This is a genomic window from Arthrobacter sp. YN, from assembly GCF_002224285.1.
Classification (GTDB): Bacteria; Actinomycetota; Actinomycetes; order Actinomycetales; family Micrococcaceae; genus Arthrobacter.
The window spans coordinates 3044301-3067297 of sequence record NZ_CP022436.1; the positions used below are offsets into that span (position 1 = coordinate 3044301).

Annotated in this window: 23 protein-coding genes, 2 tRNA genes, 1 other RNA gene and 1 pseudogene; 13 read left to right on the forward strand and 14 right to left on the reverse strand. The window is 62.3% G+C overall.

Translation table 11 applies throughout. The features are described 5' to 3' along the window. Nucleotides 1-672 carry a hypothetical protein gene (locus tag CGK93_RS13765; RefSeq protein ID WP_089595319.1) on the reverse strand — a complete coding sequence of 224 codons (672 nt, stop codon included), beginning with the start codon at nucleotides 670-672 and terminating at the stop codon, nucleotides 1-3. 63 nt (nucleotides 673-735) lie between these two features. Here CGK93_RS13765 and CGK93_RS13770 point away from each other — a divergent pair, with 63 nt between their 5' ends. Next, a complete protein-coding gene (locus CGK93_RS13770) occupies nucleotides 736-1641 on the forward strand; it encodes an acyl-CoA thioesterase (RefSeq protein ID WP_089595320.1) in 906 nt (301 codons plus the stop codon). Nucleotides 1642-1732: 91 nt separating this feature from the next. Here the strand turns inward: CGK93_RS13770 and ettA are convergent, their stop codons facing one another. The 3 genes from ettA to CGK93_RS13790 all read right to left on the reverse strand — a co-directional run bounded on the left by ettA (nucleotide 1733) and on the right by CGK93_RS13790 (nucleotide 4218). After that, the gene (gene ettA / locus CGK93_RS13775; protein ID WP_089595321.1) at nucleotides 1733-3415 is read right to left on the reverse strand and encodes an energy-dependent translational throttle protein EttA; all 1683 of its coding nucleotides are present in this window, start codon (nucleotides 3413-3415) and stop codon (nucleotides 1733-1735) included. Between the two features lie 56 nt (nucleotides 3416-3471). After that, a complete protein-coding gene (locus CGK93_RS24145) occupies nucleotides 3472-3954 on the reverse strand; it encodes a DUF6993 domain-containing protein (protein ID WP_232481323.1) in 483 nt (160 codons plus the stop codon). A gap of 188 nt (nucleotides 3955-4142) precedes the next feature. Beyond that, nucleotides 4143-4218 (reverse strand) — tRNA-Arg (locus CGK93_RS13790). Between the two features lie 222 nt (nucleotides 4219-4440). Here CGK93_RS13790 and CGK93_RS13795 point away from each other — a divergent pair. Then, on the forward strand, nucleotides 4441-5040 hold the full coding sequence (locus CGK93_RS13795) for a single-stranded DNA-binding protein (protein WP_157731802.1): 600 nt from the start codon (nucleotides 4441-4443) through the stop codon (nucleotides 5038-5040). Between the two features lie 63 nt (nucleotides 5041-5103). Continuing rightward, on the forward strand, nucleotides 5104-5721 hold the full coding sequence (locus tag CGK93_RS13800) for a GNAT family N-acetyltransferase (RefSeq protein WP_089595324.1): 618 nt from the start codon (nucleotides 5104-5106) through the stop codon (nucleotides 5719-5721). Nucleotides 5722-5738: 17 nt separating this feature from the next. Here CGK93_RS13800 and map read toward each other — a convergent pair whose 3' ends face one another. Next, nucleotides 5739-6506 (reverse strand): type I methionyl aminopeptidase, encoded by a 768-nt coding sequence (gene map / locus CGK93_RS13805; protein WP_089595325.1) that lies wholly within the window; start codon nucleotides 6504-6506, stop codon nucleotides 5739-5741. Between the two features lie 153 nt (nucleotides 6507-6659). On the opposite strand from map, the gene CGK93_RS13810 reads away from it, so the two are divergent. After that, nucleotides 6660-7343, forward strand: coding sequence for a DNA alkylation repair protein (locus CGK93_RS13810; RefSeq protein WP_089595326.1), 684 nt, complete (start codon nucleotides 6660-6662; stop codon nucleotides 7341-7343). Nucleotides 7344-7349: 6 nt separating this feature from the next. Here CGK93_RS13810 and mptB read toward each other — a convergent pair whose 3' ends face one another. After that, nucleotides 7350-8906, reverse strand: a complete 1557-nt coding sequence (gene mptB, locus CGK93_RS13815) for a polyprenol phosphomannose-dependent alpha 1,6 mannosyltransferase MptB (RefSeq protein ID WP_198318224.1) — start codon at nucleotides 8904-8906, stop codon at nucleotides 7350-7352. A 189-nt stretch (nucleotides 8907-9095) separates the two neighbouring features. Here mptB and orn point away from each other — a divergent pair, with 189 nt between their 5' ends. The 4 genes from orn (at nucleotide 9096) to CGK93_RS13835 (ending at nucleotide 11438) form a co-directional block, all read left to right on the forward strand. Beyond that, nucleotides 9096-9689 (forward strand): oligoribonuclease, encoded by a 594-nt coding sequence (gene orn / locus CGK93_RS13820; RefSeq protein ID WP_232481659.1) that lies wholly within the window; start codon nucleotides 9096-9098, stop codon nucleotides 9687-9689. Between the two features lie 132 nt (nucleotides 9690-9821). Continuing rightward, nucleotides 9822-9897: transfer RNA gene (locus tag CGK93_RS13825), tRNA-His, on the forward strand. Between the two features lie 126 nt (nucleotides 9898-10023). After that, entirely contained in the window at nucleotides 10024-10596 is a 573-nt protein-coding gene (def, locus tag CGK93_RS13830) for a peptide deformylase (RefSeq protein WP_089595328.1), read from the forward strand. 2 nt (nucleotides 10597-10598) lie between these two features. Further along, entirely contained in the window at nucleotides 10599-11438 is an 840-nt protein-coding gene (locus CGK93_RS13835) for an acyltransferase domain-containing protein (protein WP_089595329.1), read from the forward strand. Here CGK93_RS13835 and CGK93_RS13840 read toward each other — a convergent pair. The 4 genes from CGK93_RS13840 to rnpB form a co-directional block, all read right to left on the reverse strand. Next, on the reverse strand, nucleotides 11423-12223 hold the full coding sequence (locus CGK93_RS13840; protein WP_089595330.1) for an HNH endonuclease family protein: 801 nt from the start codon (nucleotides 12221-12223) through the stop codon (nucleotides 11423-11425). The genes CGK93_RS13835 and CGK93_RS13840 overlap by 16 nt on opposite strands. A gap of 119 nt (nucleotides 12224-12342) precedes the next feature. Beyond that, nucleotides 12343-12552: a hypothetical protein gene (locus tag CGK93_RS13845; RefSeq protein ID WP_089597460.1), complete on the reverse strand. Its 210-nt coding sequence runs from the start codon at nucleotides 12550-12552 to the stop codon at nucleotides 12343-12345. A gap of 73 nt (nucleotides 12553-12625) precedes the next feature. Continuing rightward, a complete protein-coding gene (locus tag CGK93_RS13850) occupies nucleotides 12626-14077 on the reverse strand; it encodes a glyceraldehyde-3-phosphate dehydrogenase (protein WP_232481660.1) in 1452 nt (483 codons plus the stop codon). Between the two features lie 299 nt (nucleotides 14078-14376). Then, an RNA gene (gene rnpB / locus CGK93_RS13855) (RNase P RNA component class A) lies at nucleotides 14377-14769 on the reverse strand. A 57-nt stretch (nucleotides 14770-14826) separates the two neighbouring features. Here rnpB and CGK93_RS13860 point away from each other — a divergent pair. Further along, nucleotides 14827-15591 (forward strand): YaaA family protein, encoded by a 765-nt coding sequence (locus CGK93_RS13860; RefSeq protein WP_089595332.1) that lies wholly within the window; start codon nucleotides 14827-14829, stop codon nucleotides 15589-15591. A gap of 27 nt (nucleotides 15592-15618) precedes the next feature. Here CGK93_RS13860 and CGK93_RS13865 read toward each other — a convergent pair whose 3' ends face one another. Both CGK93_RS13865 and CGK93_RS13870 read right to left on the reverse strand, forming a co-directional pair. Then, nucleotides 15619-16356, reverse strand: a complete 738-nt coding sequence (locus CGK93_RS13865; RefSeq protein WP_089595333.1) for a zinc ribbon domain-containing protein — start codon at nucleotides 16354-16356, stop codon at nucleotides 15619-15621. A gap of 90 nt (nucleotides 16357-16446) precedes the next feature. After that, nucleotides 16447-17375, reverse strand: a pseudogene (locus tag CGK93_RS13870) (Nif3-like dinuclear metal center hexameric protein). A gap of 134 nt (nucleotides 17376-17509) precedes the next feature. Between CGK93_RS13870 and msrA the strand changes: the two are divergent. The 3 genes from msrA to epsC all read left to right on the forward strand — a co-directional run bounded on the left by msrA (nucleotide 17510) and on the right by epsC (nucleotide 19662). Beyond that, nucleotides 17510-18034: a peptide-methionine (S)-S-oxide reductase MsrA gene (gene msrA / locus CGK93_RS13875; protein WP_089595334.1), complete on the forward strand. Its 525-nt coding sequence runs from the start codon at nucleotides 17510-17512 to the stop codon at nucleotides 18032-18034. Between the two features lie 66 nt (nucleotides 18035-18100). Then, a complete protein-coding gene (cysK, locus tag CGK93_RS13880; protein ID WP_017200618.1) occupies nucleotides 18101-19036 on the forward strand; it encodes a cysteine synthase A in 936 nt (311 codons plus the stop codon). Between the two features lie 41 nt (nucleotides 19037-19077). Next, nucleotides 19078-19662 carry a serine O-acetyltransferase EpsC gene (gene epsC, locus CGK93_RS13885; protein WP_089595335.1) on the forward strand — a complete coding sequence of 195 codons (585 nt, stop codon included), beginning with the start codon at nucleotides 19078-19080 and terminating at the stop codon, nucleotides 19660-19662. On the opposite strand, the gene CGK93_RS13890 is transcribed toward epsC, so the two are convergent. Both CGK93_RS13890 and gndA read right to left on the reverse strand, forming a co-directional pair. Next, entirely contained in the window at nucleotides 19659-20498 is an 840-nt protein-coding gene (locus CGK93_RS13890; protein WP_089595336.1) for an oxidoreductase, read from the reverse strand. The genes epsC and CGK93_RS13890 overlap by 4 nt on opposite strands. Before the next feature lie 86 nt (nucleotides 20499-20584). After that, complete coding sequence (gndA, locus tag CGK93_RS13895) at nucleotides 20585-22021, reverse strand: NADP-dependent phosphogluconate dehydrogenase (RefSeq protein ID WP_014922062.1); 1437 nt, start codon at nucleotides 22019-22021, stop codon at nucleotides 20585-20587. A 244-nt stretch (nucleotides 22022-22265) separates the two neighbouring features. Here gndA and CGK93_RS13900 point away from each other — a divergent pair, with 244 nt between their 5' ends. Continuing rightward, nucleotides 22266-22994 carry a FadR/GntR family transcriptional regulator gene (locus tag CGK93_RS13900; protein WP_089595337.1) on the forward strand — a complete coding sequence of 243 codons (729 nt, stop codon included), beginning with the start codon at nucleotides 22266-22268 and terminating at the stop codon, nucleotides 22992-22994. Nucleotides 22995-22997: the final 3 nt, after the last annotated feature.

Consider the following 22997-nt stretch of genomic DNA (forward strand, 5'->3'; position numbering starts at 1 on the left):
CTAGAAGCCGAGCCCCAGGCCTGCGCCTGTGCGTACCAGCACATGGCCGCGGGGGCCGCTCAAGCGGAACCAGCGGCCATTGCGGAAGACCTTCTGCTCGGCGTCGCCCAGGAAACCCAGAGCGAAAGCAGCGAAGGCCGCGCCGGCAGGAAGGCCGCCGGCGTCTGGAAGCTCACGGCCCCATATTGCTGCCCTGGCACTGTTGACCACTGCAGCACCTGCCAAAGCCGGAATGACACCGGCCACCTCGGCTATGCCGGCCTCGGCCGACTGCCTAAGGTCGGCGTCGAGCATTGATCCCTGCGCTTCCCACCCGGAGCGCGGCGCGCCAACGCCTGCCCAGGACTCGGAAACGGTCGACGGCGGTATGGGCAGCTCCACGTCGTCGGCACCCGAGCGGGCCAACCGGTCCATGACGGACGCAAGCGTCACCGTCACATCGGCCTGGGCCGGCTCAGCGAGTGCCATGGTCCGCAGGCCGAGGATGGTAGGAGTGGACTCCCCCAGGATGCGCGGCCTCAGGACACACACGTACGCGGCCAGGACACTGCCCGCGGCCTGGAGGCGGATGGCGCCGTCGTCGATGCTCTTTGCCCGCGTCACAAAGGTTTTCAAGTCAGCGAGGTCGCGGGGATCGGCGAAGCGGAAGGACTGGGTCAAGACGTCTGTCACATCATCGACTCTACCGGCATGTCCCCGGTTGAGAGGGGTCGGGGCGGCGTCTAAAGTCGAACCATGACTGAGACGAATGCTGGCCTTGAAGTGGAAGCACCTGCAGAAGACCCCATGGATGTGCTGATCGGCCTGCTGGACCTTGGTGACTTTGACGGAGCCCGGACCAATGAGGACATCTTCCTGGGCCCATCGCAGAAGCAGCCACGGCACCGGGTCTTTGGTGGCCAGGTTCTGGCGCAGTCGATGATGGCCGGCATGCGAACAGTGGAACCGGACAGGGTGGCACACTCCATGCATGGCTACTTCCTGCGGCCGGGGGACGCCAACAAGCCCATCACTTTCGGTGTTGAAAGGCTGCGGGACGGACGTTCGTTCTCCGCCCGACGCGTACACGCCTACCAGGACGGCGCGCCGATTCTCTCAATGATCGCGTCATTCCAGGTGGAGGACACCGGCCTGGACCACCAAGCCACCATGCCCGAAGGCATCCCCGACCCCGAGTCCCTGCCCAGCACTGCGGAGCTGTTGTCGCAGTTCGACCACCCGATGGCACGGCACATGTCATCTGAACGTCCGTTCGACGTCCGCCACATTGACCCGGCGCTCTATGTTTCCCCGCCCACCCAGCACGTGGCAAGCAACGCCGTGTGGATGAAAACCATGGGACCGTTGCCCGATGATCCCAACCTGCACCGTGCCGCCCTGGCCTATGCCAGCGACTACACGCTGTTGGAGCCCATTCTCCGCGCACACGGCCTCGCCTGGATGACGCCGGGAATGAGCGTCGCCAGCCTCGACCACGCCATGTGGTGGCACCGTCCGGTTCGGGTGGACGAGTGGATGCTCTACGTCCAGGAGTCCCCCAGCGCCCAAGGCGCACGAGGACTCGCCACCGGCCGCATCTTCAACCGCGACGGGCTGCATGTTGCCACCGTGGCCCAAGAGGGCATGGTACGGATCCCTTAGGCTCTTGCGACGCTGTGTGACGGCGAGGAGTTAAAGCAGAAAGGCCGGTCCCCTGCGGGACCGGCCTTTCTCCGTGTGTGCCTGGAATTCCCTAGTCGCGGGTCAGGCGGCGGTGCGTCACGCGGTGCGGCTTGGCGGCATCGGGGCCAAGGCGCTCCACCTTGTTCTCTTCGTAGGAGTCGAAGTTGCCCTCGAACCAGTACCACTTGGACGGGTTCTCGTCGTCACCTTCGTAGGCGAGGATGTGGGTCGCTACCCGGTCGAGGAACCAACGATCGTGCGAAACCACCACTGCGCAGCCCGGGAATTCGAGAAGGGCGTTTTCTAGGCTGCCCAGGGTTTCGACGTCGAGGTCGTTGGTAGGTTCGTCAAGCAGCAACAAGTTGCCACCCTGCTTGAGGGTCAGCGCCAGGTTGAGGCGGTTGCGCTCACCACCGGAGAGGACACCGGCCTTCTTCTGCTGGTCCGGGCCCTTGAAGCCGAACGCCGACACGTAGGCACGCGAAGGCATTTCGACCTGACCGACCTGGAGGAAGTCATGTCCTTCCGAAACAACTTCCCAGAGGGATTTGTTGGGATCGATGCCGCCACGGGACTGGTCCACGTAGGAGATCTTCACGGACTCGCCGATCTTGAGCTCACCATCGTCCAACGGCTCCATGCCCACGATCGTCTTGAACAGCGTGGACTTACCCACACCGTTGGGTCCGATGACGCCAACGATGCCGTTGCGGGGCAGCGAGAAGGAGAGGCCATCGATCAGGACGCGGTCGTCGAAGCCCTTCTTCAGGTTCTTGGCCTCGATGACCAGGGAACCCAGGCGCGGTCCCGGCGGGATCTGGATCTCTTCGAAGTCCAGCTTGCGGGTGCGATCGGCCTCTGCAGCCATTTCTTCGTAGCGGGCAAGACGGGCCTTGGACTTGGTTTGGCGGCCCTTGGCGTTGGAGCGCACCCACTCAAGTTCCTCGGTAAGGCGCTTGGACAGCTTGGCGTCCTTTTTGCCTTGGACCTCCAGGCGGGCCTTCTTCTTCTCCAGGTAGGTGGAGTAGTTGCCCTCATACGGGTAGAGGTGGCCGCGGTCAACTTCTGCGATCCACTCGGCCACATGGTCCAGGAAGTAACGGTCGTGGGTCACGGCAAGGACAGCACCGGGGTACTGGGAGAGGTGCTGTTCGAGCCACAGCACGCTCTCGGCGTCCAAGTGGTTGGTGGGCTCATCGAGGAGCAGGAGATCAGGCTTCTGGAGAAGAAGCTTGCACAGGGCCACGCGGCGGCGCTCACCACCGGAGAGGACAGTGACGTCGGAATCAGCCGGCGGGCAACGCAAGGCGTCCATAGCCTGTTCGAGCTGGGAATCGATGTCCCAGGCGTCGGCAGCGTCAATGGCTTCCTGCAGCTTGCCCATTTCATCCAGGAGCGTCTCGTAATCCGCGTCCGGGTTGGCCATTTCTTCGGAGATCTCGTTGAAACGCTGGATCTTGCCGTAGATCTCGCCTACACCTTCCTGGACATTGCCCAAGACGGTCTTTTCCTCGTTCAGCGGCGGTTCCTGCAGGAGGATGCCCACGGTGTAGCCGGGGCTCAGGCGGGCCTCGCCGTTTGAAGGGGTGTCCAGTCCGGCCATGATCTTCAGGATGGTGGACTTACCAGCACCGTTCGGTCCCACGACGCCGATCTTCGCGCCAGGATAGAACGACATGCTGACATCGTCCAGAATAAGTTTGTCGCCAACGGCTTTGCGAGCCTTGGTCATCGTGTAAATGAATTCCGCCATGCCGTTAAATCTAATGGCTCGGCCTGCTTAACTCACATTCGCGCCCCGAAGAGCCGCTAGCGGGCGTCTCCCACGAAGCATTTACCAGTAGCCAGCACGGGCAGTACGGTCACCAGGACACCACCGTCACGGATTTGCCCCACGATGCAGCTCTCCCCGGTCAAAGCCGCTGCCTCCAGGGCATCGACGTCAAGGCCCGTGGGCGTGCGGCTGACAGAGACTTCCACGTTGGCCTTCGGAATCCCGGCCGAGACCAAGGCCGAGCGGAGCGCTTCCTGGTCCGGCTTCGGGTTGCCGGCCACGAGGTTTTTCAGCGTAGTTTCGACGGTTGCCGACGTGGCAGCGACTGCAGGATCCACCGGAGCTGTGGCTTGGGCAGAGGTGGAGGGAGCCGGGACGGTTCCTGGTTGCGCTGTGGACCCCGTGCTTGACGTGCATCCAGTCAGCGCCACAGTCACCGCTATCGCCAGCGACAATGCTGCACCGCGGATTGTCGCTGCCCCTGTTGTCTTGCCACACGGCGTCGTTCCCCTGCTCATCACCTAGCCATTGTGCCATTCGCGTGGCGTGTTCACCGGCGCAGCGTTCGGGTGAAGGGATTTCGGTTCTGGTGCTGAGAACTGGTGAGGACCATCATGATCGGGGAACCCGTAATGCCGTTGCATGGAAGTTCTTGAAGAGGCGATAAGGGACATCCCCCTTGGAAGCTTGTCCAAGGGGGATGCGTTGGTGCCCCAGGAGGGAATCGAACCCCCGACCGGCGGATTAGAAGGCCGCTGCTCTATCCCCTGAGCTACTGGGGCGCACTGGCGCCGTCACCACCATGGGCGGCTGGCGCCACAAAGAGTTTACAGTGCCATCGGCACATGGCCCGCCATCTTCACCCCAGAGGCCTCCATTCCTCCACAAAGGCCATTTCGCCAGGGTTATGCACATACGCCACAGCGACACTGCCTTCGACGCCTTCACTGGATGAAGCTGAAAGAGCCGGACAGGCACTCCCTACATCCAGAAGGACCACCACAATGAATGACATGATCACCGTCCGGGGCTTCGTGGCCTCGGAGGTTAAAAGTTCCACCACTACGCGGGGAACAGCTACAGCATCGTTCCGCCTGGGAACCACAGAGCGCCGTTACGACCGGACCAGCAACACGTGGGTTGACGGCAACACCAATTGGTACACGGTGCAATCATTCCGGTACCTTGCCGGCCACGTGGGGTGCAGCGTGAAAAAGGGACAGCGCGTACTGGTGGTGGGAAAGCTCCGCTTGCGGCAGTGGGAACATGAAGGCCGCGTCTACCATGTGGCGGAAATCGATGCCGAATCCGTGGGACACGACCTCATGTGGGGCTCCGCCAACTTCACCCGCATGAACGGCACCTCGGCACCGGCAGACTCCGGCGCGGCGAACACTGCGTCATCGGAGGAAGCCCTCTCCAATCCGGCCCTCTCCAATCCGGCGCTGGACGGTCCCGGGAACGGCAGCGAGTGGGATGCCGAGGACGCTGATCAAGCTCCTCCGGAGGACGAGTCAGTAGCAGCCGGGATGGATGACCCCGATGGAAGCGGCCCTTTGATGGTGAACACCTCAACAGGTGAGCTGGTGGGTGCCGGCGTTTGAACATTGAACCTGGTTCCCGGAACCCGCCATACCAGCCGTGACGGAGAGGCCTATTCTGGGTGCATGGCACAGCACGAGCAAACGCTCAGTCCAGAGACCGCTCCTGCGTCCTGGGCAGCTGTTGAGGAGCTGTTCGGGACCAAGGGCGAACCATCCCGGTGTTGGTGCCGGTGGTTCGCCCTTGCCGGCAAGGACTGGAACACCACCTCGCCGGATGATCGCAAGGAAATGCTGAAGACAGCGTTCAGCACCGGACCGGCTCCGGGAGTCATGGCCTTCAGAAACGGTGATCCAGTCGGTTGGTGCGCTGTTGAACCCCGGGAAAGCTACCGGCGGCTGAAACGGTCCCCGGTTCTGAAAGCAGAACCACCAAGCGCCACGGAAGACACCGGTCTTTGGGCCATCAGTTGTTTCGTGGTGGCACCAAAACATCGCCGTTCAGGGGTGTCGACCGCGCTCCTGGCCGCCGCTGTAGAGCACGCGTTCACCAACGGCGCGGAGGTTGTGGAGGCCTACCCGGTCGACACAGAGCTCAGGACCAAGGCGACTTCAGCGGAGCTCTACCACGGCACTCTGTCACTTTTTCGGGCTGCCGGTTTCAGCCCGGTCTCCGAATCAGTGCCTGGCCGGCCCGTGGTGAGGCTGGCCAGGGGCCACACGACGCCCGGAGGCCGGGCCTGATTCAGGCGTGGCCTGATTCAAGGCAGTGTCAGGATCATCGGGCCGTCCGCCGTGATGGCGACCGTGTGCTCGCTGTGGGCTGCTCTTCGTCCGTTCGCCGAGCGCAGGGTCCACTCGTCCTCATCGTGGTAGTAGTCGTCTTTCCCTCCCAGAATCAACATGGGCTCGATGGCGATGACCAAGCCTTCCTCGAGCTTCATGCCGCGCCCCGGACGCCCGATGTTGGGGACAGGAGGTTCCGCATGCATGGTCCGGCCGATGCCATGTCCGCCGTGATCGGCCAACAATCCGTAGCCTGCACGTTTGGCTTCACCACCAATGGCGTAGGCAAGATCACCCATTTTGTTGCCCACGCGTGCTGCTTCTATTCCCCGCGCCAGTGCGGCATCCGTTGCATCTATGAGTTCCTGGTCCAGGGGATCGCTCTCCCCCACAATGAAGCTGACGGCAGCGTCTCCGCACCAGCCCTCCAGGAAGGCGCCGCAGTCAACGCTGAGCAGATCGCCGTCTTCAAGCGCATAGCCGTTAGGAATACCGTGCACTACGGCGTCATTGACACTGGCGCAGATCACGCCGGGAAACGGCACTGACGCCCAACGGGGGTGATAGTCCAGGAACGCGGGCCGTGCGCCGGCGTCGGACATTACTGCCGCCGCGACCTCGTCAAGTTCCTTGAGGGTAACGCCCACGGCAGCGTGCTCCTTGACGGCCTGTAGAGCGTTGGCCACCACCCTGCCGGCCTCACGCATCAACGTAATCTGCTGGGGAGTTTTCAACATTGACATCAGGGTCCTCCGTTGCCGGGCGTGTCCACAGGGGCTGGTTGTGCGGCCAGAAGCTGCCACGCTGCCCACTCTACGACCCCCCGGATATGTCTGGGAGGGTCTCCGACCGATGACAGGAGACCCGCGGCCATACATCGGTCCTACAGTGGACGCATGACCAAGGAACTAGTGGACTCGATCCGCTCCTCACTCCGCTCCTCCGGGGACGCTGAACGGGCGGTTGGTGCCCGGAAGTACATGAAGTCGGAGATGCCCTCCCTCGGGGTCAGGGTTCCGGAGGTCCGGAGCATCGTCAAAGCAGCGGCAAGAGAGTTTCCCGTCTCATCCCCTGACGAGCTGCGGGACGCTGTTCTGCAGTTGTGGCGCGATGCCGAGGCACGCGAAGAGCGGTACGCAGCCATTGACCTGACAGGCCTGCGGATGGTGAAGGAAGACCTGGACATGCTGCCCGTGTACGAGGAAATTATCCGGACGGGAGCCTGGTGGGACCTGGTGGATGGAGTTTCGCCCCGGATATGCGCACTGTTGCTTGCGCATAAGCCGACGATGACCCCTTTACTGCTTCGCTGGGCCGAGGACAACGACCTGTGGATCCGTCGGGCTGCCATTACTGCCCAGCTGGGGGCAAAGTCCATGACCGATCACGGCTTGCTGGCCGCAGTCATCGAACCCAACCTGCACAGCAGGGAGTTCTTTATCCGCAAGGCCATCGGCTGGGCGCTGCGCGAATACAGCAAGTCAGATCCCGAATGGGTCCGGGCTTTTGCCGCAGATAACGCGTCATCGCTGAGTCCCTTGTCCCTTCGTGAGGGGACACGGCTTTTATCGTCCAGCTGATGCGGTTCAGATGATCGGACGGAGGCCGGGTTCGTCGTGTTTGCGGAACAGGCTCTTGGTTTTGGGGTCCACGAAGATCAGGTACACGGCGAAGAGCAAGGCAATGATGGCCGCTGCATTCCGGGCCAACGTCAAAGCCAGGCCCAGGTCTTCGCTCTGGAGGTATGGGAAGACGTCCAGCTGGTCCGAGATCGCGTAGACCATGAAGAAGGAGACCACGAAATAGACGGCCTTGACCTGCCAGTCATTGCGGATACCGGTCACGGCAAAGAGCGGAATCAGCCAGACCACGTACCAGGACTGGATCATCGGGGCCAGAATGACGATAGCTGCAAACGCCAGTGTGAGACGGCGCATCAGGCGGTCGTAGTCGCCACGGAAGACCTGCCAGGCGATGGCTCCCACCATCAGCACCTTGCCGGCGTCGTAAACCCATTTGGCCATGCCCCAGCCGTCCAGACCAAAGACATTGAAGATGGACGCCACCACCAAACCAATAAGGCCGATGGGCGCGTACCAGATCCAGACACTGCCTGGCGCTGACAGACCATTGATCCAACCGAATCCGAAGCCATTGACCATGCTCATGGCATACAGCAATCCGAAGCTCAGCCCGGCGGTCAGGAACCAGAAGACGAACTTCCGTGGCCAGGAAGCCCCCTTGCCGGCCCACAAGAGCCCGATAAAGGGAAGGAACACCACCGTAATGGGCTTGACGGAGATGGAGAGGGTGACCAGTACCAAGCCCAGGATCACGCGGCGTGTTGCGCAGTAATAGAGTCCCGCAAGGGCCAGACCGATCATGAGGGCGTCGTTGTGGACGCTGGCAATGAAGTTGGTCAGGAAGAGCGGGTTTGCGGCGGTCAGCCACAATGCCCGGTGCGGATTTACTCCGTGAAGTTCCGCCAGCTTGGGTACATAGATGATGCAGAGGACGATCCCCACAAGGGCAACCAGCCGGAACAGCATGATGCTTGCTTCAGGTTGGACATTGGTCACCCAGACGACGAACTGCTCGATCCACAGGAACAATTGCCCGTACGGCACCGGCGCTTCGGTCCACATCTTGTCCGCACCCAATTGGAAGTAATTGGGCAACGCGGAAATCCCATTCTCGTAGGGATTGATGCCTTCGACCATCAGACGGCCCTGGCCGATGTACGCGTAAACGTCCCTGCTGAAGAGGGGAACGGTGAACATCATGGGCAATCCCCACGCAGCCACCGCCTGAAGCGTTGCCTTCCGCGCCTCCAGCCCCCAGACCCGGACACGTTGACCCAATCGCAGCCAGGCCCGGACCAGCAGCATTCCTCCGACGGCCAGCAGGACAATCGACAGGGCGACTCCAACACCTTCGGTGCGCATCCAGATGAAAAGCGGCAACCTCCGGAGTTCGGAGACCGGAGCGAGCCAGCCCACCCCCAGGGACCCGAAGACCATGAACATGGAGCCGATGAAACCGGCGATCAGCGGCGAACGGGCATTATCAACCTCGCTGGCCGCAGCATCTGCCGTCGGCGCTGCTGTCCCTGCCTTCTGGGCGGCGGGTACTGGCACCGTCATGTGGTCGTCATCCAATCGTTCGCCCGGTACATCCGGGAGAAATTCAGCGTCTTTGGGGCTATCCACGGCAGGAAGAAAAAGACACTGCCGCGCTCAAAAATCGTACCATCAGAGCACTTCGAAGCGGCTGAAGGATAGGCTGGGCGCGTGCCTATTACTAATGAACGCATCGTCTGGATCGACTGCGAAATGACCGGCCTGGACCTGAACAACGACGCCCTGATCGAGGTCGCGGCGCTGGTGACGGATTCCGAGCTCAACATCCTCGGCGACGGCGTCGACGTCGTCATCAAGCCGGACGATGCCGCCCTGGAACAAATGAATGATTTTGTGCGGGACATGCATACCCGCTCCAAGCTCCTTGACGAACTCCCCCAGGGGAAGACCATGGCCGAGGCCGAAGCCCAGGTCCTTGAATACATCGAGAAGTGGGTTCCGGACCCCCGCAAGGCACCTTTGGGCGGCAACTCCGTGGGAACAGACCGCATGTTCCTGGCCAGGGACATGCCAAACATCGTGGAGCACCTCCATTACCGCGTGATCGATGTCAGCACCATCAAGGAGCTCTCGCGGCGCTGGTTCCCGCGCGCCTACTTCCAGTCGCCTGCAAAGCACGGCGGTCACCGCGCCCTCGGCGATATCAAGGACTCCATCGACGAACTCCGCTACTACCGCCAGGCCGTGTTCGTGGCCGCTCCCGGACCGGACACTGCCACGGCACAGCGCATCTCCAAGGACGTCATGGCCACTGCGGAGACCTTAGGCTCCACGGAAACTGTGTGATCTGCACCATTTTTCAAGGTTTTTTCGCCAAAACCGGCAAAAGTGGACTTTGCACCCCAAAACAGCAGGTAAGCTATTTGTCGTTGCCTTGAAGGAAAGCCGGTCAAACGGTTCAGCCCCAAAAGGCGCATGGTGGGCTTAGCTCAGTTGGCAGAGCGCCTGGTTGTGGTCCAGGAGGTCGCGGGTTCAACCCCCGTAGCTCACCCCACCGAGATTGGCTGCAGAGCCGGTTTCCACAAAGGCCGCACCGGTTATCCGGTGCGGCCTTTGCTTTTAACCGTGAAGCGGACCTGCGCCGCTCCGGACTTCAGCGATCAACAAAGGAAGAACTGACATGACCGTCCTGCCAGTCACCATTTGGGGCGAACCTGTTTTGCATCGCCGGGCCAGCGAAGTGGAGGTTTTCGACGACCAACTCCGCGGGCTGATCGCGGATATGTTCGAGACCAACGACGCCGCCAACGGGGTAGGGCTCGCAGCCCCGCAGATCGGTGTGGGCAAGCGCCTTTTCGTCTACAAGTACGCCAACGATGACGACGTTCCGGAACAGGGCGTGGTGGTCAACCCGGTACTCACTCTCTCCAAAGTCTCGGGAGCTCTCCCGGATCCTGACGAGCATGTGGAGGGTTGCTTGTCCTTCCCGGGAGAGTACTATCCTTTGCAGCGGGCTGAATGGACGCGCGTCCAGGGCTTCGACGGTGACGGCAACCCCGTGGACTTTGAAGCGACCGGCTGGTTTGCCCGGATTCTGCAGCACGAGTTCGACCACTTGGACGGCAAGCTGTACGTCAACCGGCTGGTGGACAGGTACGCAAAAAAGGCCCTCAAGCAAGCGAAGAAGCACGGCTGGGGCGTACCAGGGCTGACGTGGATGCCCGGCGTCGATCCCGATCCTTTCGGACACTAATCATGACCCCGACCACGCACACTGGGCTGTTCGAACTCCTGGACATCACCGGCGACGACGCGGAGGAGTGTGCCGCCCTTCTCGCAACTCCGCCCGGCGAAGCGGTGCTGCGCGCCATGGCCACCATGGACGAGCGGCTGGGTTCCTTTCCACTGGACAGCGTCCGGGAAGACAACGCCGACGAAACGCACTGGATCGAAGCACTGCTCCGCTTCTCCCCCACCGTCCATGCTTATCACCTGCAGCTCGGCATCAGTCCGGAAATCTCTGCGGCGTCGTTGGCTGACGTGGGACTGCAGCTCAGAATCAACCGCCGGGTCCATGGCCGGTTCGGCCTCGATACGTGGGGCTGGCTGACCTTGCACATGGCAGGGAACCTGTTCAGGCTGGGCCGTCTGCAGTTCCACCTGGTCCGCAGCCCGGAGGAAACCGCTCAAGCCGGTACCCCCGCAGCTGACCAGCGCTGGGTACTCGGCGTCCACATTCCAGAAGATGGCGGGCTCTCCCCCGCCTTGGTGGATGCCAGCTTGTCCGAGGCCCGCCTTTTCTTCCCTCGATACTTCCCTGACAAGCCAGCAGCCGTTGCCACGTGTGATTCGTGGATGCTGGACCCCTATCTTGCGGACCGCTTGCCGGACAGCAACATTGCCTCTTTTGCCCGGCGCTTCACACTGGACCGTTGCTCTGACGCCCCTACCGACGCCGTGTATTTCACCTTCCGGCAGCGCGGGCTCCAGGACCTGGACAAGCTTCCCCGGGATACGTCACTTCAGCGGGTGGTCTTGGAGAGAATCGACGACGGCGGCACCTGGCAGCTGGGGCACGGTCACCTGGAGCTGTAGATGGTCTGTTGCTCCGGACAGGAGGAGAGGACGCCCTTCATGGCGTCCTTTTCCGCCTGTGTCACCCAGAGCTTGTAGGCGGCCTTCACGGAAATTTGCCGGGCGACGTAATGGCAGCGGAAGTTCTTGTTGGCCGGCAGCCACGTCGCAGCGTCACCCGCCCCTTTTTTGACGTTCGCCGGACCATCGGCCGCAATCAGGTTCAAAGGATCGTTGGCGAAAGTCTGGCGCTGCTGAACGGTCAGCTGTTGTGCCCCTTTTTGCCATGCGTCCGCCAAGGCAACCACATGGTCGATTTGGACGGCGGCACTTGTGTCTTGTCCCCGCCGGAAAGCCACTTGGGCGCCGGTGTAGGGTTCGTGGAAACTGCCGCCGGCCACCTTGCAGGAAGATCCTTCGGTGAACTCGACCGCCGAAAGGTCGCGCCGGAGGATGTCGTTCCTGGTGTCGCACCCGTTACGGTCGGCATCGGCCCAGGCCTGTCCGAAGGCCGCCCGGTCATAGTCTGACTTCGGGGCCCTCCCCTTGACCTGCAGCCGTTCCAAGGCGTCGGCGGCCTTCTCGGCAGTCACAGGGGCGGCGCCGCGCACGGGTTTCATCCAGAGGGGGTTGAACACGGGAGCTTCGCTGGGGCCCGCTACCCATGGATCTGCCGCGGTGAATTGGCCCGTGGTGAAAAACCAGGACAGCGCGGCCACGATGGTTGCGGCAGCCAAGGCGAGAATCGTCCATGCTTGCCGGGATCTGCGGCGGGCGCGTTTGTAGGCAGACCAGGTGATACTCAAGGGACTCCGTCCAGTGGGGGCAGGCATGTCCTACGAGCGTAGGACAAGGCCCCGACAGAAAGAGCCGGTATCCACAGTGTGTAGGAGAAGTCACACCGTGAGGGTGGATACCTCTTGTTTTACTGCTCCCGCAGCACGCGTTGGAGGTCTTCAGTTGCCAGCGCGAGGAGTCCCCGCAGTTGCTCCACCCGTTGGTCAGGGACATCGCCGGAGGCGTTGGCCGCGACAGCCTGATTCAGGAGTTTTTGGGCTTGTTTGTGATTGGCGCGGGCTACATCCAGCGCGTGTTCAAGTGCTGTCTCGTGCTCCAAAGTTGATTCATTTTCCATGAACCCATTTTGGTCAGGTTTCCCGGCTGACACCAGTGATTCAGCCGGGAAACCCACGAATACTTCCGGGTACTTAGGCGCCGGCCGTTTCCAGAACGGCGATGGGAGCCACGACGTCGCGGGCAGGGAACGACGGCGGGTTGACGCCGGCCATTTCCTCCATGACGCGGACAACCTGGCATGAGTAACCGAACTCGTTGTCGTACCAAACATAAAGTACAAGGTTCTTGTCATTGGAGATCGTTGCCAGGCCGTCGACGATGCCTGCACGGCGCGAACCCACGAAGTCCGTGGAGACAACATCGGGAGAATCGATGTAGTCGATCTGCTTCCGAAGATCCGAGTGCAAGGACATTTCGCGGAGGAAGTCATTGACTTCGTCCCGGGTGGTGCCCTTTTCCAGGTTCAGGTTAAGAATGGCCATGGAAACATCCGGCGTGGGAACGCGGATGGCATTGCCGGTCAACTTGCCCTGAAGTTCCGGGAGAGCCTTGGCTACGGCCTTGGCGGCACCGGTTTCGGTGATGACCATGTTCAGCGCAGCGGAACGTCCGCGGCGATCGCCCTTGTGGAAGTTGTCGATCAGGTTCTGGTCGTTCGTGAACGAGTGCACTGTTTCCACGTGGCCGTGGATGATGCCGAACTTGTCGTTGATGGCCTTGAGCACCGGCGTGATGGCGTTGGTGGTGCAGGAAGCAGCAGTAACGATTTCGTCATCGTCCGAGATGTCCTTGTGGTTGATGCCGTGGACGATGTTCTTCAGGTCGCCCTTGCCCGGAGCGGTGAGCAGGACGCGGGCAGCACCCTTGCTCTGCAGGTGCTGGGAGAGGCCTTCGGCATCGCGCCAGCGCCCGGTGTTGTCTACCACCAGGGCGTCCTTGATTCCGTAGGCGGTGTAGTCCACCGTGGCAGGGTTGTCCGAGTAGATGACCTGGACCTGCACCCCGTTGGCGGTGATGGTGTTGGCTTCCTCGTCAACGCGGATGGTGCCCTCGAAGGAACCGTGAACGGAGTCGCGGCGCAGCAGGCTGGCGCGCTTTACAAGATCGTTCTCGGCACCCTTGCGCACGACGATCGCACGGAGCCGCAGGCCGTGTCCGCCGCCCGCCTTTTCGATGAGGATGCGGGCCAGGAGACGGCCGATACGGCCAAAGCCGTAAAGCACGACGTCGGTGCTGGTGCGGTCGTCAGCGCCACGCTTGCCCACGATCTCTGCAAGCTCAGCGCGCAAGTACTCATCCAGGGAGGCGCCATTGCCTTCTGCCCTGTACTTCTCGGTCAAGCGTGCAATGTCGATGGCTGCTGCGCCGAGTTCCAGCTCCGAGAGGGCGTTCAGCAGGGGTGCAGTCTCTTCGAGCAGGAGCTCGTGGTTGCTCATCCGGCGGGCAAATCGGTGCGCCTTGAGGATGTTCATGGTGGACTTGTTGATCAGGCTGCGGCCATGGATGCTGGTGACCACGTTGTTTTCCCGGTACAGCCGGCCGATCACCGGAATCATGGCCTCGGCGAGAGCCTCCCGGCCCATCCACTTATCAAGACAAGAATCTGACGTCTGGCTCACAGAACTACCTTCCTTGGGTCAACCACATACGTCCTCGTATGCAGATGGCAGCGGCCGCCCGGAGTAGTCCTGCGGCACATGCGCCGGCGGGCTTCGGTCCACCCACAGCGCCTTGAACGAGAGCAAAGAAAATCCGCCGGCTGCGAACGCAGTCCCGGCGGCAGAACATCTACGTTCAGTAACCATTCTAGGGCGGAAGGAGGGGGCATAGGCTGCCCAGCGGCGTGAAATCACTCACACGGCCGTTTTGCGGCAGTCATAAATGGATGGGTCGACCGATACGCCGGGTTCTGTCATCCCCTCCCGTTACCGGAAAGGGAGTGGCGGCCATCCATCTACGAACGCCGTTGCCGACGCCCTCCAGCAGCCTACCCGGACACTCGGGCGAGCAGCCCTCAAACGTGTCCTGTCTGGCCTTGCTCCGGGTGGGGTTTACCTAGCCTCCCCGGTCACCCAGGGAGCTGGTGGTCTCTTACACCACCGTTTCACCCTTACCTGCTGCTCCGCGATGAAAAACATCACGCAGCGCAGGCGGTCTGTTCTCTGTGGCACTGGCCTGCGGGTTACCCCGAGTGGGCGTTACCCACCACCCTGCTCTACGGAGCCCGGACGTTCCTCGAGCCACTTTCGTGACGCGCGACCGCCTGGTCGACCCATCCGCCGTCCAGTCTACCGGCGTTGGGACCGGCCAAAGTCCCCGGTAATATCGACGGGTGCTGATTCTGCTGCCGCCTTCCGAAGGCAAGACCCCTGCCCCCAAAGGTCCCGTCATCGAGTGGGAGTCGCTGAGCTTTCCGGAGCTGAATCCTTACCGGGCAAGAGTGCTCGAGGCGTTGGGCACAGTGAGCGCACACGAGGACGCACTTTCCCTGCTGGGCGTCGGGGCCTCGTTGCGGGACGACGTCGAACGCAATACCCGACTCCATACGGAACCGGCAGCGCCGGCGCACCAGGTGTATTCGGGGGTTCTCTACGACGCCCTGGGCTACAACAGCATGACGCCAACGCAGCGCCGCAAGGCCACTGAGTCCATCCTGGTAGTGTCCGCCCTCTGGGGCGCCATCGGCTTTGGCGACCACGTACCCGCCTACCGCCTCTCCATGGGAACGGCACTGCCCGACGTCGGACGCCTCGCCTCCTACTGGAAGCCGCAGCTTAACGCCGCCCTCGCCTCACGTGCCGAAAGCGAACTCCTGGTGGATTGCCGCTCCAGCACCTATGCCGCTGCCTGGGCTCCCCCGGCGGCGCAGACCGTCAACGTCAACGTCTTCAATGAAGCCAACGGCAAGCGCACAGTGGTGAGCCACTTCGCCAAGCACACCCGCGGCGAACTGGCTCGACACTTGCTGACCCGGCGTGGCAAGGCGCCGGCAACCCCGGATCAGCTCCTGAAGGCTGCCGGCGAAGTCTGGACGGCGGAACTCGTTGAGGGCACTGCCCGGAAGCCCCACGCGCTCAACATCATCCTGTCCAGCTGAGTTCAGGCCGGGAGGGGTGGGGCCCTGTCAGTTCCAGTCGGCCGAACGGACCAGGATGACCCCGGAATCCGGGCAGAAAACAATGTCGTCCTCTGCCGCAGCCTTGACCTCGGCAAGGTCGCCCGGGCTGAGCATCATGCCCGAGCCTTCGGATTTGCCGTGGAACAGCCGGGCAGCGCCGACCCCGCGCCTGGCAATGGTCTTCTCGTAAACCGCCAGCAGTCCGGTGTCCAGGGTGTCGGCGAACGCTGCCCGCTGTCCCCGAACCACTGTTTCTTCGGCGGCAATCTCGGCAATGGCTTCATCCAGTTCAGCACGGATGCTTCCGAAGGAGCCCTGGATGTCGTTAACGATCGACTGCTGGGCGGCCTGACGCTCGCGCAACGTATCCAAGCGCTCCAGGATTTCGAGCTCCACGTCTTCAAGGTCGGAGCGGCGCTTGTTCAATGAGGCGATGTCGCTTTGGAGCGCCACCAGGTCCTTGGAAAGGCCGGTGCCGCTGTTGAGCCGGGTCTCGTCACGTTCAATGCGGGTGGCTACCTGCTCCACGTCGGCTTCCGCCCGGCGAAGCTCGGCCTCGGCGTCATGGACGGCAACTTTGGCCGCCCCGAGTTCGCCGTTGGCCACGTTCAGCGCATCCGTGAGGTCCGTGATCCGGGGATCCGTCTCCAGGACTTTCCGGCGGCCGGCCAGTGACTTCAGCTTGGCATCCAGCCCCTGCAGTTCAAGCAATTTCAATTGTTCTGCCGGTGCTGCTTTCGCCACGCTTACCTCCGCTTATCGCTGCCGGGCCTGGAGATCAGTTCCGGCCGGACCGGCCCCATTCTGTTGAGGCTGTCCGTATCCTTCTAGACTCTAGTCCCCGCCGGGAGTGAGTATGAAGTCCCAGGGATCGCTGTTGGTGCTGCTGACACGGATCTCGACGTCGTAGCCCTGGTCCGCGAGCACGTTGCCCAGCGCTTCTGCGGCAGCAGGCAGCCACAGCCACTCGCTGGCAAAGTGTGAAACGTCGATCAGGTATGGCCGGCCATTGCTGGCACCCTCACGGGCTTCCGAAGCCGGGTGGTGGCGCATGTCAGCGGTCACGTATACGTCGGCGTGGCTGGCGCGAACGGCGTCAAACAGGCTGTCGCCTGCGCCGCCGCAGACTGCAACCCGCCGCACCAGTCCGTCCTTGTCACCGGCGACGCGGACGCCGCCGGCCACTGCAGGCAGCATTTCGAAGACCCTCGCCGCGAAATCACCGAGCGTGATGAGTTCCGGAAGGTCACCCACGCGGCCGATGCCCTCTTCAGGCAAGCCGTTGGCAGCCGGAGTCAGCGGCTCCACGTTTTCCAGTCCAAAGGCGTCGGCCAGGACGTCCGAAACTCCCCGACTGCGGAGTCGCCGTTGGTATGGACGGTCAGAAGGCCCGTTCCGGCCTCGATCAACCGATGGACCGCCAGGCCCTTGGCAGAGGTGGCGGCCACGGAGTTCACCCCTTTGAGGAGCAGAGGGTGGTGGGTGATCAACAGTCCGGCGCCCCACTCAATGGCTTCGTCAATGACGGCCAACGTGGGGTCTACGGCAAAGAGGACCTTGGTCACGGGGACGTTGGGGCGTCCCACAACCAAGCCAACCTCGTCCCAGTCCTCGGCCAGTGACTCGGGCCAGAGTTCTTCAACAGCAAGCAACACCTGGCCAAGCGTGGGATCTCCGCCGGCGTCGACTGTTTCGTCCTCTTCAACTTCTTGGTCATCATCGACCGAATCCGCATCTGAAATACCGGTGTTTACTGCTTCCATGCTCTTATTCTTCCCTACTTCTTCCCTTCCACGGCGGATGAGGCCGTTCCGCCACCCGCAGACCTGCCGGGTGCCGTAATTCTCCCGTAAGGTGAAGCGGGAATCATCAAGCCCTCCGATCCATTGAAGAGAACATGAAAACTTTCGTACTTGGCGGTGGCTGCTTTTGGTGCCTGGACGCCGTTTACCAGAAAACCCGCGGTGTCAGCTCAGTTGTTTCGGGCTACACGGGCGGCCACGTCCGCAATCCCGACTACTACCAGGTCTGCTCAGGAACTACGGGCCATGCCGAAGTGGTGGCGGTGACCTTCGACGAAACCGTGGTCCCGGAAGAGGTCATTCTGGACATGTTCTTTGCCCTGCATGACCCCACCACGCTGAACCGGCAAGGCTATGACGTTGGTACCCAGTACAGGTCTTCGATGTTCTACACCACCACGGAAGAAAAAGTGCTGTTCGAGGAAGCCATAGAGCGTGCCCAGGCACTCTGGTCAGATCCGATTGTGACGGAGGTCAGCCGTCTGCCTGAGTTCCACGAGGCCGAGGAAGTCCACCAGAATTACTACGCCAAATTCCCCTATCAGGGATACTGCCAGGTGATTATTAACCCGAAGCTGGCCAAGGCCCGGAAATATTACTCTGCATGGCTTACTGCTTAGCGGTGTTTCGATCCGGCTGGTTAGGCTGACCTCAGCATTCCCTCTTCAGAGATAGGCGAAATTTTCATGGCTAGGATCTACGACGACGTCACGCAGCTGGTCGGCCGCACACCGCTGGTCCGCTTGAACCGGCTTACCGAAGGCCTTGACGCCACGGTTGCCGTCAAGCTTGAGTTCTACAACCCGGCCAACAGCGTCAAGGACCGCATCGGTGTGGCCATCATTGACGCTGCCGAGAAGTCCGGCGCGTTGAAGCCCGGCGGAACCATCGTTGAAGGTACCTCCGGCAACACCGGCATCGCTCTGGCCCTGGTGGGCGCAGCCCGCGGCTACAAGGTCATCCTGACCATGCCGGAGACCATGTCTACCGAGCGCCGCGTCATGCTGCGCGCCTACGGTGCCGAAATCGTCCTCACGCCCGGATCCGAAGGCATGCGCGGCGCCGTGGAGAAGGCCCAGGAAATCGTCGCCAACACGGAAAACTCCATTTGGGCGCAGCAGTTCGCCAATGAGGCCAACCCGGCGATCCACCGCACCACCACTGCCGAGGAAGTCTGGGAAGACACCGACGGTGAAGTGGACATCTTTGTTGCAGGTGTGGGCACCGGCGGCACCATCACCGGCGTCGGGCAGGTCCTTAAGGAACGCAAGCCGGGCGTGCAGATCGTAGCCATCGAGCCCAAGGACTCCGCGATCCTGAACGGTGGCGCTCCGGGCCCCCACAAGATCCAGGGAATCGGCGCCAACTTTGTTCCGGAAATCCTGGACACCAACGTTTATGACGAAGTCCTGGACGCCACGCTGGAAGATTCCGTCCGCGTTGCCCGTGAACTCGGCGCCCGTGAAGGCATCCTCGGTGGCATCTCCTCCGGTGCCATCGTGTGGGGCGCCCTGGAGCTGGCCAAGCGTCCTGAGAACGCCGGCAAGTTGATTGTCGCCGTTGTCTGCGACTTTGGAGAGCGTTACATCTCCACTGTGCTGTTCGACGACATCCGCGGCTGACACGACGCCTGCAAACCTTCATTTCCTGTAGAAAGGTCTTTGTGAGCTTCTTCGCAAGGCTTAAGGAAGACCTCGACGCCGCCCGGTCACACGACCCGGCGGCTCGAGGCTCTTTCGAGAACTTTTTCGCATATTCCGGCCTGCATGCCATTTGGGCCCACCGCGTGACGCACCGGCTGTGGCAGAATCCGGCGCTCCGTTTTCCGGCGCGCCTGATCTCCCAGCTTGCCAGGTTCCTGACGGGCATCGAGATCCATCCGGGTGCCACCATTGGCCGCCGGTTCTTCATCGACCACGGGATGGGTGTGGTAATCGGTGAAACCGCCGAAATCGGCGAGGACGTGATGATCTATCACGGCGTAACACTCGGCGGCCGTTCGCTGGCCAAGGTCAAGCGGCACCCCACCATCGGCGACCGCGTCACCATCGGCGCAGGCGCAAAAGTCCTGGGTCCCATCACCATCGGTGACGGCAGCGCAATAGGTGCCAACGCCGTCGTGGTCAAGGACGCACCTCCGGAATCCATCATCACGGGGATTCCTGCGACATGGCGGCACCGGGACGCGAAGTCCGAAACCAAGCCCGCCGTGGATCCCGCAGAGTACTACATCGAGTACCGGATCTAGCCCGCCAGCCTTCTGTAGAAATTCCAGAAGACAGCATCGAACGCACGGTCCGGAAGAATCCTTCGCATCAACAGGACGCTCCAGGCTCCCCTGCCCACCGGGTAGCGGGTCCTGGGGCGTTTTGCCGTCGCGGCCCGAACGATGGCGTTGGCAACAACCCGTGCCGGGGTCGACAACACGTGGCCCTCTCCTGATGTGGACGCCAAAGCAGCAGCCACGACATGTGCCTGCTGCTGATAGGGCCCGTCGCCGGACGTCGCCAGCAGGCTTTCCCCCGCGATGGTGCCCCATTCACTGTTGGTCCCTGACGGTTCGATGATCACGACGTCGATGCCGTGCGGCTTCAGTTCCAGGCGCAGGGCGTCACTCATCCCTTCGACGGCAAATTTGGTTCCGTGGTACCAGGCGCCCAATGGCTCGTAGATTTTTCCGCCTATGGACGTGACATTGATGATCCTGCCGGAGCCGGCGGCACGCATCCCTGGGATCACCAGCTGGGTCATCCTGGCCAGGCCCATGACGTTGACCTCGAATTGGCGCCTGCCCTCGGCCAACGGCACTTCCTCGAGGGATCCGTAGGAGCCATAGCCAGCATTGTTCACCAGCACATCGATGTGTCCGTGTGCCGCTTCCACCAGCGCCACCGCCGATGCCATGGATTCCTCCGAGGTGACATCCAAGGACATGACTGTAATGCCGTGGTGTTCCAGTGGCCCCATCTTCTCCACGCGGCGCGCGCCGGCGTAGACCGTGAACCCGGCCGCCCTCAGGGCGATGGCTGTGTCAAAGCCAATTCCTGTGGAGGCCCCGGTGACCATCGCAATACGGGATGCCATGGCGGTTCTCCTTCTGTTCACGTACGGCAAAGGCCGGCCCTCCCCAGCGTAACGGGGATGGACCGGCCTGTGACGGGACGTTGATGCTAGTGGGTGTCGACCGCCGAGATCTCGGACTTGTCTTCGCCCCACAGTGTGTGGAACGTGCCCTCGGTGTCCACTCGGCCGTAGGTGTGTGCTCCGAAGAGGTCGCGCTGGCCCTGGATCAGGGCAGCGGCAACGCGCTTGCGGCGCAGGCCGTCGTAGTAGGCCAGCGAGGAGGAGAACACCGGTACCGGGATGCCCAACTGGACTGCGGTGGCTACCACCCGGCGCCACGCCGGGAGTGCCTCGGCGATGGCCTTGGTGAACGCCGGCGCGAACAGCAGGTTGGCGGGCTTCTCTTCCGCGGCGTAGGCCTTGGTGATGTCCTTGAGCAGTTCTGCACGGATGATGCAGCCTGCACGCCAGAGCGAAGCGATCTCATCCAGCTTCAGGTCCCAGCCGTACTCCTTGGCTGCGGAGGTCAGCATGTCCAGGCCCTGGGCGTAGGAGACCAGCTTGGAGGCGTACAGTGCCTGGCGGACGTCCTCGACGAAGGTCTCGGGGATTTCCACGGACGCTTCTTCGCCGGCGAGCAGTTCCTGGCCAAGCTTGCGCTGCTCGGTCTGGGAGGACAGTGCGCGGGCGAAAACGGACTCGGCGATGCCGGAGACCGGGGAGCCGAGTTCCAAGGCGGAGATGACCGTCCAGCGGCCCGTGCCCTTTTGGCCGGCAGCATCGACGACGACGTCCACGAACGGCTTGCCCGTCTTGGCGTCAACGTGTCCCAGGACCTCAGCGGAAATTTCGATCAGGAAGGAGGACAGATCGCCCTTGTTCCATTCTGCGAAGATCTTGGACTGTTCGGCGGGCTCGATGCCGGCACCGGAGCGGAGGAGATCGAATGCTTCACCGATAACCTGCATGTCGGCGTATTCAATGCCGTTGTGGACCATCTTGACGAAGTGGCCGGCGCCGTCGGTGCCAATCCAGGCGCAGCAGGGTTCGCCGTCGACCTTGGCGGAAATCTTCTCCAGCAGCGGGCCGAGGGCGTCATAGGACTCGCGGGAGCCGCCGGGCATGATGGACGGGCCGTTCAGGGCGCCTTCTTCGCCACCGGATACACCGACGCCGACGAAGTGGAGGTCCTTCTTTGCCAGCGCGGCTTCGCGGCGGCGGGTGTCCTCGTAGTGCGAGTTGCCGGCGTCGATGATGATGTCACCGGCTTCGAGCAGCGGTTCGAGCTGCTCGATCACGTTGTCAACGGGAGCGCCTGCCTTGACCATGATGAGGACGCGGCGGGGCTTTTCGAGGGAATCGACGAGTTCCTGCAGCGTTTCCGTGCGGATGAAGTCGCCGTCCGTGCCGTGCTTTTCGAGCAGGGCGTCAGTCTTTTCCACGGAGCGGTTGTGGAGAGCCACGGTGAAGCCGTTGCGGGCGAGGTTGCGGGCCAGGTTGGCGCCCATCACCGCAAGGCCGGTGACACCGATGTGTGCTGACATCAAAACTCCAATTCGTTCGTGTGCAAACAGTCCTGCCCTGCCCCCCTGGGGGCACACAGGAAGCGATTTCAAAACCAGGGGCTGTAATAAACCATACGTATTAAATCCTTGGGCGGGAAAGCGGTGCCCACGTTGTGGAAGCTCCCTGCGTCATAAACAGTCTATGATGAGCGCCCGGATCCACCTGTGCAGGCGACGCCGGGTCCTGCACGCAGGTGCCGCGTGCGCCACTATGCTTACCTCTATGTCAACCAGCCTCCACCACCGCGCCGTTGAGCATTTGGGAACCCGGATTGTGGGTGGCGCCCTGCCAACCGGACATGTGATGTTGGCGGAGCACTTGGAAGACGAACTCAAGGTGTCCCGCTCGGTAGTCCGGGAAGCTGTGCGCGTCCTGCAGTCGCTGGGCCTCGTGGAGACCATCAAGCGGGTGGGCATTCGGGTCCTTCCCGCACACCGGTGGAATCCTTTCGATCCCTTGGTGATTCGTTGGCGGCTTGCAGGCGAAGGGCGTGGCGCCCAGTTGCGATCGCTCGCAGAACTGCGTTCCGCCGTCGAGCCCGTTGCTGCTGAACTTGCCGCAGGCAATGCACCGGAAAGCCTCCGCCAGGAGCTGGTGGGTATCTCCTTGGCCATGAAGGAAGCCGGCGACGCCGGCGATATGGCCAGGTTCCTGGACCTCGACATCCGTTTCCACGCCCTGGTGCTGTCCGGCTCGGGCAATGAAATGTTCGCCAACCTCATTGGCCAGGTCACCGAGACACTCACTGGACGTACGGTGCACGGACTCATGCCTGAACACCCCCAGAAACAGGCGTTGCAGTGGCACATGGACGTCGCCCACGCGATCGACGCCGGAGACGGTTCCCTGGCGCGGGACGCGGCAGCAAAGATCATGCGGCAGACCATCGCGGAGCTGGCACCCAGCTGGGACGACCAGCCCCGCGTCTTCGTCCCTGTGTCCAAAAACTAGCCG

Bases quoted from the DNA above. Each gene is read 5' to 3' on its own strand.
- CGK93_RS13845 (WP_089597460.1), bottom strand. From the start codon at position 12,552: ATGGAAAATGAATCAACTTTGGAGCACGAGACAGCACTTGAACACGCG.
- CGK93_RS13900 (WP_089595337.1), top strand. From the start codon at position 22,266: ATGTCAACCAGCCTCCACCACCGCGCCGTTGAGCATTTGGGAACCCGG.
- map (WP_089595325.1), bottom strand. From the start codon at position 6,506: ATGTCAATGTTGAAAACTCCCCAGCAGATTACGTTGATGCGTGAGGCC.
- orn (WP_232481659.1), top strand. From the start codon at position 9,096: ATGACCGGCCTGGACCTGAACAACGACGCCCTGATCGAGGTCGCGGCG.
- ettA (WP_089595321.1), bottom strand. From the start codon at position 3,415: ATGGCGGAATTCATTTACACGATGACCAAGGCTCGCAAAGCCGTTGGC.
- CGK93_RS13890 (WP_089595336.1), bottom strand. From the start codon at position 20,498: ATGGCATCCCGTATTGCGATGGTCACCGGGGCCTCCACAGGAATTGGC.
- CGK93_RS13800 (WP_089595324.1), top strand. From the start codon at position 5,104: ATGGCACAGCACGAGCAAACGCTCAGTCCAGAGACCGCTCCTGCGTCC.
- def (WP_089595328.1), top strand. From the start codon at position 10,024: ATGACCGTCCTGCCAGTCACCATTTGGGGCGAACCTGTTTTGCATCGC.
- CGK93_RS13795 (WP_157731802.1), top strand. From the start codon at position 4,441: ATGAATGACATGATCACCGTCCGGGGCTTCGTGGCCTCGGAGGTTAAA.
- CGK93_RS13835 (WP_089595329.1), top strand. From the start codon at position 10,599: ATGACCCCGACCACGCACACTGGGCTGTTCGAACTCCTGGACATCACC.
- mptB (WP_198318224.1), bottom strand. From the start codon at position 8,906: ATGACGGTGCCAGTACCCGCCGCCCAGAAGGCAGGGACAGCAGCGCCG.
- CGK93_RS13810 (WP_089595326.1), top strand. From the start codon at position 6,660: ATGACCAAGGAACTAGTGGACTCGATCCGCTCCTCACTCCGCTCCTCC.
- gndA (WP_014922062.1), bottom strand. From the start codon at position 22,021: ATGTCAGCACACATCGGTGTCACCGGCCTTGCGGTGATGGGCGCCAAC.
- CGK93_RS13770 (WP_089595320.1), top strand. From the start codon at position 736: ATGACTGAGACGAATGCTGGCCTTGAAGTGGAAGCACCTGCAGAAGAC.
- cysK (WP_017200618.1), top strand. From the start codon at position 18,101: ATGGCTAGGATCTACGACGACGTCACGCAGCTGGTCGGCCGCACACCG.
- CGK93_RS13850 (WP_232481660.1), bottom strand. From the start codon at position 14,077: ATGGGCCGGGAGGCTCTCGCCGAGGCCATGATTCCGGTGATCGGCCGG.
- CGK93_RS24145 (WP_232481323.1), bottom strand. From the start codon at position 3,954: ATGAGCAGGGGAACGACGCCGTGTGGCAAGACAACAGGGGCAGCGACA.
- msrA (WP_089595334.1), top strand. From the start codon at position 17,510: ATGAAAACTTTCGTACTTGGCGGTGGCTGCTTTTGGTGCCTGGACGCC.